This is a genomic window from Rufibacter roseolus (assembly GCF_017916365.1).
Classification (GTDB): domain Bacteria; phylum Bacteroidota; class Bacteroidia; order Cytophagales; family Hymenobacteraceae; genus Nibribacter; species Nibribacter roseolus.
In genome coordinates this window covers 208,116-221,139 of record NZ_JAFMSU010000003.1, presented here as the reverse complement: position 1 = coordinate 221,139, position 13,024 = coordinate 208,116, and the positions used below count along the sequence as shown (strand labels likewise).

Here is a 13,024-nt window from a genome sequence, read left to right as displayed (position 1 = left end):
AATTAAAGCGCTTCTACCAGGTCTTGGTAATAGTCCAGACCTAGGTGGGTGATCAGGTCCTCGCCCATCATGTGGCGAAGGGTATTCTGCAGTTTCATCAACTGCTTGAAAATGTCATGCTCCGGAGCAAGTCCCTCAGCGGTCTGCGGTGACTTGTAGTAGAAGCTCAGCCATTCCTGGATACCGCTCATGCCCGCGCGCTGCGCCAGATCCGTGAACAAAGCCAGGTCAAGCACCAATGGCGCAGCTAAGATGGAGTCGCGGCACAGGAAGTTGATCTTGATCTGCATCTGGTAGCCTAACCAGCCGAAGATGTCGATGTTGTCCCAGCTCTCTTTGTTGTCACCATGAGGCGGGTAGTAGTTGATGCGCACCTTGTGGTACATATCACCGTACAGCTCAGGGTTAGACTCAGGGCGGAAGATCTCGTCCAGCACGCTCAGTTTGGAAACCTCTTTGGTTTTGAAGTTCTCAGGGGCGTCCAGCACGTAGCCGTCGCGGTTACCCAGGATGTTAGAAGAGAACCAGCCTTTCACGCCCAGGGCACGGGCGTGCAGACCAGGCGCCAGGATGGTTTTCATCAAAGTTTGGCCGGTTTTGAAGTCCTTGCCGGAGATGGCAATCCCATTCTCCTTTGCCAGCTCTACGATAGCCGGGATGTCCACGGTCAGATTCGGGGCACCGTTCGCGAAAGGCACGCCAGACTTGATAGCGGCGTAAGCATAGATCATTGATGGCGCAATGGCCGGATCGTTGTTGCGCAGGCCTTCCTCAAAAGCGGCCACGGATTGGTGTACTTCAGACTCCTCGATGTAGATCTCGGTGGAGCCGCACCATACCATCACCAGGCGGTCGCAGTTGTTGATCTCCTTGAAGTTGCGGATATCTTCCATCAGCATCTCGGCCAGCTCCATTTTGTCGGCGCCCTCTTTCACGTGGGTTCCGTCCAGGTTACGGGCGTAAGCCTTGTCGAACACCGCTTTCATTGGCTTCAAAGCCTCCAGCTCAGGTTTGATGGCGTGCAGCAGCATCGGCTCCAATACCTTGGCGGTTACTGCCGCTTCAAACACGTTATCGGCGTACACGTCCCAACCCCCGAACACGATGTTCTCCAGGTCAGTTAATGGTACAAATTCTTTGATAAGGGGGAAACGGTCATCGGTGCGTTTACCCAAACGGATGCGGCCCATCTGGGTGAGGGAACCCACTGGCTGCGAAAATCCTTTCTTGATTGATTCAACTCCGGCAATGAGGGTAGTTGCTACAGCTCCTAACCCTGGCATCAAAATACCTAACCGGCCATCGGCGTTCTTAACTTGGTAATCCATAGTTCTTATTAAGGTAATCAATTGTTTATAACCACTTATTCTCCTTATACCACCTGATGGTATGTGAAAGCCCTTTTTCAAGGTCATACTCAGGGGTATAGTGTAAGTCTCTTTGAAGGCGCTTGATGCTGCAGTTCCAGTTCTCAGCCACCAGCTCACTTATTTTTTCCCGGTTCAAGGCCGGGGTTTTCCGGCCGGCCATCTTTTCAGACAGCGTAGCCATGATTTTTACCAGCCCCAGGGGTAGATGGAACCTCAAGGCTTTCTTCCGGAGGGCTTTTTTGGTGAGGTCTGCCAGCGCGTACCGGTCGTAGCTTTTCCCATCTGACACATTGAAGCTGGCGTGGGTCACTTCTGAGGTCAAAGCCTGCAGCACCACTCTGGCTAGATCCTTTACATACACAAAGCTCAATTTCTGGCTTGTTTTTCCTATATAAGGGTCTAACCCCTTGCTGATGGTAGAGAACAGGATGAAAATGTCTTTCTCTCGGGGCCCGTACACGGCGGTAGGCCGCAAGACCACCAAGGGCAGGTTCTCTATCTGAGCCAGGTACTTCTCGGCGAGCAGCTTGCTGCGGCCGTAGTTCGTGACCGGTTGGGCGTTGCTTTCCTCGGTGATGGGTTGGGCCTGTTTGTAGGAAACCGGCCCCAAAGCCGCCAGGCTGCTGAGGAAGACAAACTTCTTCAGCGGGATAGCGGCTTGCGCCGCGGCCAATGCCAGGTTGCGCGTGTACTCGGCGTTGACCGTGTTGTACTCCTGGGCATCTTTCGCTTTGGTGATACCCGCCGCGTGGATGATGTAGGTGTACTGCTTTTCCTCCAGTTCCCTTTGCAGGGCCGGCACGCTGGTGAAATCAAGGTGGGTGTACTGAATGGGGAAAGCCCGCAGGTGGTCAATCTCGCTGGAAGGGCGCACGGCCGCAAAGACGTCTAGTCCTGCGTTCACCGCTGCCTCCACAAGGTGATAGCCCACAAAGCCACTGGCGCCCGTTATCAGTACTCGTTCCTTCATATCGCTTTTTGGTAGATGCGGTATTTTTTGTAGGGTTTGGCGTCCATGTTCAGGAGACCCTGGTTCATGAGGGTGTTGTTCTCCAGAATCCAGGAGGCCTCGGCCACTTTCATTTTCTTCTTCTTGAACTCCTCCATGGCATGGCCGTAGAAGCAGGCCTCAATGCCCAGTTTGCGGTAACCTTCCAGCACACCCAGGGCGATGATGCGCAAGCCGTTTATCTTCTTCTTTTGGAAAAGTAGCTTGAAAATGCCCGTGGGCAGCAAGCGGCCTCTCTTCACGTTGATCAATATCTGGTTGATGTCCGGCACCGAGAGGGAGAAGCCCACGATCTCGCCGTCATGCTCGGCCACCATGCAGAAGTCGGGGTCCAGGATCATTTTCATGTCCTTGGCCATGTGGTCAAACTCCTGCGGGGTCATCGGCACGAAACCCAGGTTCTGGTCCCAGGCTTTGTTGTAAACTTCCCTTATTTTAGACACCTCTTCCTTGAAGTTCTTCAGGTTGATTTTTCTGATCTTGATGCCTTTCCGTTGCAGCCGTTCCTCCAGCACCTTCGTCATCCTGAAAGGGCGCTCGTTGTAGCCTTGGGTGAACTGGTAGGCAATGAGGTCCACTTTCTTGTTCAGGCCCGCGTTTTCCAGCAACCGCAGGTAATAGGGTTTGTTGTAGGTCATCATGACCACTGGCGGAGAGTCAAAGCCTTCCACCAGCATGCCGCAGGTCTCGTTCGTGGACGGGTTCACCGGGCCTATCATGGTCTGGGCGCCCTGGGCTTTAAGCCAATGAGCCGCCTCTGAGAACAACAGGTTGGCTACCTCCTGGTTGTCTATGCAGTCAAAGAACCCAAAAAAGCCGTCATTCTCCTGGTTCGTCTGGTTATGGTTTCGGTTAAGCACGGCGGCAATACGACCAACGATTTTGTCTCCGTCATAGGCCAGGAAAGGCTGCACGGCGGAGTGGTCATGGAAGGGGTGCTTACCGGGGGTAAGCAAGTCCCACTGGCCCAGGAACAGCTCCGGCACGTAATTAGGATCGCCTTTGAAAAGCTCGTGCGGAAAGTCTATGAAGGCTTTGAGCAGTCTCTTTGAGTTAACGGGCAGTACTTGCCACATACACTTCTTGCTTTAAGTTGATCTCAAGTTCCTTGAAGGCCTCGGTTAGTTTGCTTACGGCTTCCTCAATCTGGGCAAAGGTATGCGTCGCCATCACCGACAACCGGATGAGGGTGGAGTCTGCTGGCACGGCCGGGGCCACCACCGGGTTCACGAAGATCCCTTTGTCCTGCAGGGCTTTGGTCACCATAAACGTCTTGTAGTTATCCCGCACATAGATGGGGATGATGGGTGACTCGGTGGGTCCAAGTTCAAAGCCTTCTTCCTGCAGCAATTTGGTCATGTAGCGGGTGTTGGCCCAGAGGCGTTCCATCCACTCAGGTTCGGTCTCGATGATGTCCAGGGCGGCCAGGGTGCTGGCCACGGAGGCCGGCGACATGCTGGCGCTGAAGATAAGCGAGCGGGCGTGGTGTTTCAGGTACAGAATGGTTTCATGGTCGGCAGCGATGAAACCGCCCAGCGAGGCCAAGGATTTACTGAACGTGCCCATGATGAGGTCTACCTGGTCAGTGAGGCCGAAGTGGGAGGCCGTACCGGCGCCTCTTTCGCCAATCACACCCAGGCTGTGGGCGTCATCCACCATAATGCTGCCGCCGTAGCGCTGGGCAATAGATACCAACTCCGGAAGCTTTACAATGTCACCCTCCATGCTGAAGATGCCGTCCACCACTATCAGCTTGATGGCATCGGCGGGCAGGCGGCTGATTTTCTTCTCTAGGTCCTCCATGTCATTGTGCTTGTACTTGAGCACTTTGGAGAAGGAGAGGCGGCTGCCGTCTATAATAGAAGCGTGGTTGAACTCGTCCAGGAGGATATAATCATTGCGGCCGGTTAAGCTGGAGACCACGCCCAGATTCACCTGGAAACCCGTGCTGAACACCAGGGCGGCCTCTTTGCCCACGAAGGAAGCCAGCCTGCGCTCCAGTTCCAGGTGAATGTCCAGGGTGCCGTTCAAAAACCGGGAGCCTGCGCAGCCGGTGCCATAGTCATCAATGGCTTTTTTGGCGGCTTCTTTGATTTTGGGGTGATTGGTGAGGCCCAGGTACGCATTGGACCCAAACATCAATACTTTTTTCCCTTCTATAATTACCTCAGTGTCCTGGGCAGATTCAATGGACCTGAAATATGGATAAGCGCCTGACTCCCTGGCTTTCTCTCCGGCTTTTTCAGGAGCACCCTTCTCCCGGTTCGCCAGCTTCTCGCTTAATTTTTTTGTCATATCAATTGACATTTACTAGTCTTATAATGGCCGCACGTGCAGGTTTCCTCAATTATTGGCTTCTTGACAGCAACATGGGGGAGGTGGATTTTTGTGTCTGTAGGGTAGTTGACCGGGTCAACTATTTATTTTGTAAGTAGTTGAGTTTATCAACTAAATATATATAAATTTTTAAACTTTATTCCTAAAGTGCAACGCTACTTTCACAAAAGTGTCCACTTCTTCTTTGGCCAGGCCGTCTTGCAGTTTTGTGTTGATTCTATGCTCTATCTGCAGGGCCTGTTTCAGGAGGGCTTTACCCAGTACGGTGAGGTGTAAGGTCTTTTTCCTTCTGTCACAGGTATCACCGGTTCTCTCCACCAAGTTCTTCTCTTCCAGGGCCGCAATCACCCGCAGTACCGCCGATTTGTCAATCTTCACAATATCAGCGAGGTCTTGCTGGATGAGTTTGTTGCCTTTAGACAAAACATTCAGGAAGATGAAATGCTGGTAAGTGAGATCAAGGTTGGCGGCTTCAAACTCTTTCTCTACCGCTTTCCCCAGCACAAGGCCGGTTCTGGCGATAAGTAAACCAAGATGTGACGCCTCGTTCATTTCTTTCCCTTATTAACTGAGGCAAATTTGGGAATAATAGTTGATGATGTCAACTATTATTTGGTATCCTAAACGATAGCGCCTGAAAGCCAGAAAAGTGGTTTACAGGGATATGCAGTCATTTTATTCTTCTTCCGGATTACCTTTGGTTGTCCCTGAGCCTCAGGCTTTTGCTGCTTTCTGTTCTGTGTGTGTTGCCTGGTTTGAAAACAGGATAGTAAGCTTCCAAAGGCAGGACTACAGCAATGGCTAAGGTCTTGTTTTGCGCCTCTTTTTCAGAAATGAGTCCCTAAACGGAAGCTGGTTCTTACTTATAAAAAAACACCGCAAGGCACGAGGCGTTTATCGGCTGGTTTTGGGAAAACAGGGGAGAAACGCCCCTAGCCTTGCGGTGCCTGGGGTATGCTTAGTTGAGGTTCTTGGTGTGGCTGGAAACGAAATCCACGAAGTCTCCCAGGGTATTGAGCGGGAGCTCATCGGGGATATCTATCTGGAAGCTTTTCTCCAGTTCCCAGATAACGCTGACCAGGTCTACGGTGTCAAAACCGAATTCCTTGCTGAGGTCAGAAGAGGTACGGAGCCTGGAAGGCCGAATTCTCTTTACGTCATTGATGATTTCTACCACCTTCTGGGTAACGGAGGGTGCTGCTAGGGATATCATATAAGTAGGGTAAACGTGTTCTATGGTAAGTCTTTTAAACGAATGGAAGTAAACCACCGGTTTTTGGCCTGTTTTCTCAGAAACCGGAGCTATCTGCCCAAAGGTTTTCAAGGACCGGTGACAAACGGGGCGACAAATGTACGACGCCTTTGGGTTTGTGTCATCAAGGTGTGAGGTATCCTGCATGAAAGTGATAAAAGCGGGCGCAAAATACGCCCGCCTTTGTTTATCATTCATTATTCAGGTTGAGTGTTGTTATTTATGCCACGGCGTGCTCGCCCTTGTGCTCTTTTTTCGCTTCCAGCTCGGCGGTTTCGCGCTCCAGCTCTTCGGCGGTTTTGTCTATCAAAACAATCTCAGTCGTCTTATCCCATCCAAACTTGGCTAGGATGCGGTCAAATCCATAGTAGATAATCGGCACCACAATCAAAGTCAGGAACATGGAAGAGCTCAGACCCCCGATCAAGGCCCAGGCCAGGCCGTTCTTGGTAGCAGCTACGGAACCACCGGCCAACGCGATAGGCAGCATACCAATCACCATCGCCAGGGTGGTCATCAAGATGGGGCGGAAACGGATTCTCACGGCTTCCAGCAAGGCGTCTTTCACGTGGTGTCCTTCCTTCTTCATCTGGTTTGTGAAGTCCACCACCATAATGGCGTTCTTGGCTACCAGACCAATCATCATGATAATACCCAGGATAGAGAAGATACTCAGTGACTGGGCGGCCAAAGCCAGGGCCAGTAAGGCTCCGATGATCGCGAGCGGAATGGAGAACAATACCACCAGCGGATACACATAGGAGTCATATAAGGCCACCATGATCAGGTACACGAAGATGATAGAGGCCATCAAGGCAATCCCCAGCGTACCGAAACCTTCGCTCTGGTTTTTCAAATCACCGGCGTAGTCTACCGTTACCCCGTTCGGGATTCTGATTTTGCCTGGTTTCTCCGCGGTACCTAGGATAGCCTGGATATCAGCACCCACTGAACCAGCCGGACGGCCGATTACCTGCGAGTTCACGTTCAAAGAAGTCACGCGGTTTGTACGCTCCAGCTGAGAAGGACCGGTAGACTGTCTGATGTCGGCGAATTGACCCAGGCGCACCAGTTTGCCCTGGTTGTTCACAAAGGAAAGGTTCGCGATATCGGTCACGTTACGGCGGTCAAACTCATCCAGGCGGATGTTGATGTCGTAGTCCTCGGTTCCGGAACGGAAAGTAGCGTCTGTGTTACCAGAGAAGGCCATCTGCATACCGGCGCCCACGCTTTCCAGAGACATGCCTACGCTAGCCATCTTGTCGCGGTCCACCACTACCTCAATCTCGGGGTTACCGCCTTCTACTGAGGTTTCCACGTCCACGGTTCCTTCCACGCCTTCCAACACTTTCATCACGCGCTGTGAGAAAGCCAGCAGGGTATCTAAGTTAGGGCCTGACAATACCACCTGGATAGGGGCCTGGGCGTTACCTACCAGACCTACCGGTACCGGGGTCACCTCCACGTTGGGCAGTTTGCTCTCAATATCGGCTTTGGCCTGGCGGCTGAATTGCTGTGTACTGAATGAACGCTCCTTCACGTCTACCAGCGCCACAGACAACTCAGACTGATACGCCGAGTTCTGGCCCTGCTGTGAGGAGGCCGTGGTACCCACAGTGGTGAACACCCGTTTCACCTCAGGCATGCTGCGCAGGTACTCTTCCACCTGTTTGGTGGCGTTGTTCGTCTGCTCCACGGTTGCGTTCTTGGGCAGCTCCAGCTGTAAGCTCACCTCACCGCGGTCACCGGCCGGGATAAACTCAGACCCGATGTAGCCAAACGGCACCAGCATGAAGGAAGAGATCAGCAGCACAAAGGTCAAGGCCAGCGTGATGAACTTATGGTTGAACGCCCACTGCAAAGCGCCGGTGAAACCTTCAATGATTCTGTCCAGCAAACGCTCAAACCAAAGGATAAAGCGCCCGAACATGTTTTTGTCTGACACGTGCTCCAGTTTGGAGAAGCGGCTGGCCAGCAACGGAATCAGGGTGAAAGCCACGAACAGGGAGATCATGGTGGCAATGGCCACTACCACGGCAAACTGCCGCAGAATGTCAGACACCAGACCTGAGGACAAGGCGATCGGGATGAACACCACCACAATTACCAGGGTAATAGAGGTAACCGTGGCCATAATTTCCTTGATCCCGTCATAGGCAGCCTGCGCCGGGTTCTTGCCCATCTCCATGTGACGGTAGATGTTCTCAATCACCACAATGGCGTCATCTACCAGGATACCTACTACCAGCGAAAGAGCCAGCAATGACATCAGGTTCAGAGAGTAACCCAGCAGGTACATGGCAATGAACGTAGCCACCAAAGAGGCCGGGATAGACACCATCACAATCACGGCGTTCCGCAGGGAGTGCAGGAACAACAGCATTACCACTGCTACCAGCACCACGGCAATCACCAGGTCGTGCATCACAGAGTCAGCGGCTTCCAGGGTAAAGTCAGAGCTGTCTGAAGCGATGTTGAACTTCAGGCCCTCTTTCTCATAGGTTTTCTCCAGGCTGGCAAGCGCTTCTTTGGTGAGGCGGCTTACTTCCACGGCGTTGGCATCTGACTGCTTCTGGATGGTGATACCTACCGATGGTTTCGAGTTGATACGGCTCAACACCTCGGTGTCTTTCTGGGTATCCTGCACCTCCGCTAAGTCAGCTAAGCGTACAATGCCGTTCTGGTCTTCCTTGATCACCAGGTTACGCAGTTGGTCAAGGTTCTGGTATTTACCAGAGAGACGCAGCTGGGTTTGGCCGTTCTCGTTTTTGATTCTACCGGTAGGGAAGTCCAGGTTAGAGTTCCTGATCTTCTGCTGTACCTGCAGAATGGAGATTCCATAGGCTTCCAGTTTGGCCGCCTGAATGTTCACTTTGATCTCCCGCTCAGTACCACCCAGGATTTTGATCTGGGCCATACCGGGCACACGGGAAAGTTCCGGTTTGATTTTGTTGTCAATCAGATCGAAGAACTCTGTGCCAGACATGTTGGCCGTGGCTCCCATCTTGATGATAGGCAAGTCGTCAAAGTCAAACTTGTTCAGGGTAGGGGCATCAGCGTCCTCTGGCAAACGGGCCAGAATGGTGTTGATCTTCCGCTGGGCATCCTGTAAGCTCAGGTCCACGTTGGTACCCTGGTTCAGCTGCACGGTGATGATAGAGAAACTCTCCAGGGAGGTTCCTTTCATCTCTTTCACGTTCTCCAGGGAAGAAAGCACGTCTTCAATCTCTTTGGTCACTGAGTTCTCCACCTCGTTGGGCGAAGCCCCGGGGTACAGCGTAGTCACCGTCAATACGGGCGGGCTGAACTTAGGCAGCAACTCGTAGTTGAGCGATTGATAGGAGACAACGCCCAGGAGGGTGAGTACCGTGAAGACCACCACCACCAGGGTTGACCGCTGGATAGATAATTTGGTTATATTCATTTCTAAACTTCTTCTGAATAAGAAAAGCTACTTGTCTTGATTACTTGAGGGTAGTCACTTGAATGCCTTCACGCAGGTTGATCTGTCCGCTCTGCACTACCTTCTCACCGGGCTGGATGCCGTCCAGGATCTCTACCTGGTCTTGCGTTACAACCCCTACTTTCACCTTCCGGAGGTAGGCTTTGTTGTCTTTCACCACGTACACGCTTGGGTCCTGGATGCTACCCACAATAGATTCACGGGCCAGCAACAGGGCGTCGCGCTGATCGGCTACCTGGAAGAAAGCGGTGCCGTACATACCGGCGCGCAGGTTGTTGTTGGCGGCGTTTTTCACCTCAACCTCCACATCAAATTTAAGGGTAGGGTCTGCGGCTGCGCCGATGGCGGTCACAGTACCTTCGTATTCCTGGGCACCACCGGCATTGGCGGTTACTTTTACTTTTTGGCCCCGGCTGATGAGCAGCACCTCGGCCTCTGAAACCTTCACGTTCAGCTTCAGGCGGTCTACGTTCACGATGTCGTACATCTTGGTGTTACCAGGGGTCAGGAAAGATCCTACCTCAATGTACATTTCATTGATCTCGCCGCTGATAGGAGCGGTTACGCGGGTGTTGCCTTGGTTCTGGCGGGCCGCAACTAACTGGGCACGGGTAGAAGCTACGTTGATCTGGGCCTCCTCTAACTGGCGTTTGGTGATGGCATCACCGGCCGCCAGGTTTTTCATGCGCTCCAGGTCCTTCTGCGCTTTCTGGTAGTTTGCCTGGGCAGTGGCCAGGTTGGCGCTCATGGTATTGTCTTCTACCTGCACCAGAAGTTCACCGGCGCGTACTTTGTCGCCTTTGCGTTTGAGCACGCGTTGGATCTGACCGGCAGTCTCTGAATAAAGGGTAAGGCTCTGCACTGGGCGGAAGTTACCTTGGGCGGTAAACGACTTGTCCAGTTTGGCAGACTGTACCTCGGTTAAGGTCACCGGAATGGCTTCACTTTTGATCTCGGCCACGGCGGCCTTTTCCGTCATCTCCTTCTTATTCTTGTTGAGGGTATAAGCTACCGCGCCTATCAAGACAACAACAACGAGGATATAAATCAGTTTTTTCATTTTTTTAGTTGTGTGCGTGCTTAGTTGATGAGGTTTTTGAGTTCGCCGCGCGCCTTCACGTAATCAAGCTGCGCGATTTTATATTTCAGTCTTTCGTTGTTCAGGTTGGTCTGGGCTTCGCGGAGCGCTACCTCGGCATCCAATAACTCTGTCAGCGGGGATAAGCCTTCTTTGTACAGGTCATTGGTGGTGGCGTACACCTCCTGCGCAAGCTGCACGTTGCGCTCCTGGTTTTCAATGGCCAGTTGGCTAGTGGAGATCTGTTTCAGGGCGTTGTCCAGTCCCATCTGGGTGCCCAGGGCCAGGTTCTGCATGGTCAGCTCTGTTTTCTTCACTTCCAGCTCGGCTTGTCTCACCTGGTTTTTGCGCTGAAAACCGTCAAAGATGGGGATGTTCAATTTCACGCCCAGCACGAAGGTGTTGAACCAAGGCTGGCTGGTGTCAAACAAGTTGAACTGCTGGCGCTGGGCTTGGTAAGCGTATTGCCCAAATCCGGCCAAAGTAGGGAAGCCTTTGCCTTTGATGTTCTCTATGTTCAAGCCGTACAGTTTCTTCTGGGTCTGCAAGGCTTTGTAGTCGGCGCGTTGGGCCACAATCTCGTTTGCGTTGGCGGTTAGCGGCAGCGTGGTGTTGGACAGGGTGGTGGAGTCTGAAAGCTCAAACTCCTGGTCCATGGGCATGCCCATGAAGAACTTAAGGGCGTTCTTGCGTTGCTCATAGGCAGCGGCCAGGCTTTGGCGCTGGCTTTCCAAGTTGGTTTTGTTTACCGTGATACGGCTCACGTCTACCTTCTTGGCAAAGTCGTTCTTGTACTGCAGTTTCAAAATTTTCTCCAGTTGCACCAGTTTGTTGTACTGCGCCTCAATGGTATTGAACTGCTCTTTGGTCTGCAGCGCCTGCAGGTAGGCCGAGCTCACATTGTAGATCACGTCTTCCTGGCTCATCTGCGTGCGCAGGCGGTACAGGTCACGGGTAGTGGCGGCGGCCTCCAGCCCTACAAAGTAGGATTTGCTGAAAATCAGCTGCGATAACTCCAGTCCCCCGTTGGCGTTGTACTTCTGCCCGAATTTCACCGGGATGTAGGTGCCTGGCTGGCCCAGGATCTCACCTGGCAAAAGCTGGGTAGGAACCGAGGGAGACACGGTCAATTGGCCGGTACCGCTCAACTGAGGCAACCCGGAGCCTTTGGTTTCGCTGATTTTGTATTCCGCCCCCTGCTCATCTAACTGCGCCTGCTTAATGGCCACGTTGTTGGTGGTGGCAAAGTTCAGGGCGTCTTTGAGTGTGAGAACAGCGCCTTTTGGCTGGGTTTGGGCATAACTGAAGCTGGCCACCAAAGAGAGGAGCAGGCTCAGTATGAAATGCTTCTTGTTCACAGTATTATAATTAGTAATTGGTTTGTATCTTATTAGTTAGTTCTTAATAAAAAGAACCAAATAGGCAAAAAAATTATTTCTGTCTTTCTTTAAGCCACTTCTGCATAAGCGCTGGAACCTCCTTAGAGAGAAACTCCATGAACTCAATGCGTTCCAGCACCTTCTCGTTCATCTCGGGGTTCACGTTGCCTCTTAGTTCATTGGCCTGTCTCAACAATTTGCTGAAGCCCAGAATGGATTCCATTTTGTTGATGACCTCCTGGTGCCAATTGTCCAACAACACACTAAAGTAGCGTTTCCGGTCGCCGGGGAAGGTGGTGTACTCAATCACGCGCATCTGCAACAGCATGTTCAACGCATTGCTGGTGGCGCTCTTGCTGATGTTCAGGGTCTCAAGGATCTCCTCGAAACTCAAGCCCGGCTTATCAGAGACAAACAGCAGACCCATGATTCTCCCAGTGGCAGGAGGGAAGCCCTGCTGCTCATGGAAAATCCCGATCTTCTCAATCAATTGTCTTTGTTCTTCAGTTAGCTGTGCCACAATCGTTCCTTTCATATGTTTTAGAACAGCACAAAGGTAGTTGTTAGTTTCGTTGGTTCATAATTTTAAGAACCAAATTTGTGGAATATTTTACAATTTACCAGTTTGTTGATTTAACTACATGGTCGTGAATATTTTGTATAGAATTTGTTTAGTTAAGAAATGACTGTTGTTGCAGGATTGAAGAGCTGGTACGACGTTACGGTGTAACGTCGTACCAGGGTAATATTTAGCGTCGTTGCACTGCAACGACGTCATCTATCAGGATGAAAGGGCGCTGTATTTAAAGGTCCGCCTACAGCACCTTCCACACACGCGGGTTTAACCTTTGTCCTTTCACAAAGGAGCTTCTGTTTGAATTTAAACCTGTGCAAGGCCCATGGTATAAAAAAACTGCTGGATGATTCCTCAGAAAGATGTTTTACAGGCGATTTCTTGAAAACAGGCCTGAATCGTAACTAACCACCCGGCCGACTTCCCCTGCAGAGGACAATTATAGGCGTTAACCCATCTGTAACCAACCCAAAGCACCAGGGGAATTCCCTTCCCGGGGGGGGTAGGTTTGGCCACCACAAAGCAACAGCGTTCCATCTCCGCCAACTCCTCATCACTTTAC

General features: G+C 51.9%; 10 protein-coding genes. All 10 read right to left on the bottom strand.

Annotated elements, in window-relative coordinates:
* Positions 1-2: 2 nt before the first annotated feature.
* The 10 genes from J3P35_RS16765 to J3P35_RS16720 all read right to left on the bottom strand — a co-directional run bounded on the left by J3P35_RS16765 (position 3) and on the right by J3P35_RS16720 (position 12,423).
* The gene (locus tag J3P35_RS16765) at positions 3-1,328 is read right to left on the bottom strand and encodes an inositol-3-phosphate synthase (protein ID WP_210465823.1); all 1,326 of its coding nucleotides are present in this window, start codon (positions 1,326-1,328) and stop codon (positions 3-5) included.
* A gap of 25 nt (positions 1,329-1,353) precedes the next feature.
* Positions 1,354-2,340, bottom strand: coding sequence for an NAD-dependent epimerase/dehydratase family protein (locus J3P35_RS16760; RefSeq protein WP_210465822.1), 987 nt, complete (start codon positions 2,338-2,340; stop codon positions 1,354-1,356).
* A complete protein-coding gene (locus J3P35_RS16755) occupies positions 2,337-3,455 on the bottom strand; it encodes a GNAT family N-acetyltransferase (RefSeq protein WP_210465821.1) in 1,119 nt (372 codons plus the stop codon). Before J3P35_RS16755 ends, J3P35_RS16760 begins: the two co-directional genes overlap by 4 nt.
* On the bottom strand, positions 3,433-4,674 hold the full coding sequence (gene spt / locus J3P35_RS16750) for a serine palmitoyltransferase (RefSeq protein WP_210465820.1): 1,242 nt from the start codon (positions 4,672-4,674) through the stop codon (positions 3,433-3,435). The genes J3P35_RS16755 and spt overlap by 23 nt, the downstream gene beginning before the upstream one ends.
* Before the next feature lie 171 nt (positions 4,675-4,845).
* Positions 4,846-5,268, bottom strand: a complete 423-nt coding sequence (locus tag J3P35_RS16745) for a MarR family winged helix-turn-helix transcriptional regulator (RefSeq protein WP_210465819.1) — start codon at positions 5,266-5,268, stop codon at positions 4,846-4,848.
* 406 nt (positions 5,269-5,674) lie between these two features.
* Entirely contained in the window at positions 5,675-5,929 is a 255-nt protein-coding gene (locus J3P35_RS16740; RefSeq protein ID WP_210465818.1) for an acyl carrier protein, read from the bottom strand.
* A gap of 259 nt (positions 5,930-6,188) precedes the next feature.
* Complete coding sequence (locus tag J3P35_RS16735; protein WP_210465817.1) at positions 6,189-9,392, bottom strand: efflux RND transporter permease subunit; 3,204 nt, start codon at positions 9,390-9,392, stop codon at positions 6,189-6,191.
* A gap of 40 nt (positions 9,393-9,432) precedes the next feature.
* On the bottom strand, positions 9,433-10,491 hold the full coding sequence (locus J3P35_RS16730) for an efflux RND transporter periplasmic adaptor subunit (protein WP_210465816.1): 1,059 nt from the start codon (positions 10,489-10,491) through the stop codon (positions 9,433-9,435).
* A 20-nt stretch (positions 10,492-10,511) separates the two neighbouring features.
* Positions 10,512-11,867 carry a TolC family protein gene (locus J3P35_RS16725; RefSeq protein WP_210465815.1) on the bottom strand — a complete coding sequence of 452 codons (1,356 nt, stop codon included), beginning with the start codon at positions 11,865-11,867 and terminating at the stop codon, positions 10,512-10,514.
* A 73-nt stretch (positions 11,868-11,940) separates the two neighbouring features.
* Positions 11,941-12,423, bottom strand: a complete 483-nt coding sequence (locus J3P35_RS16720; protein ID WP_210465814.1) for a GbsR/MarR family transcriptional regulator — start codon at positions 12,421-12,423, stop codon at positions 11,941-11,943.
* Between the last annotated feature and the right edge of the window lie 601 nt (positions 12,424-13,024).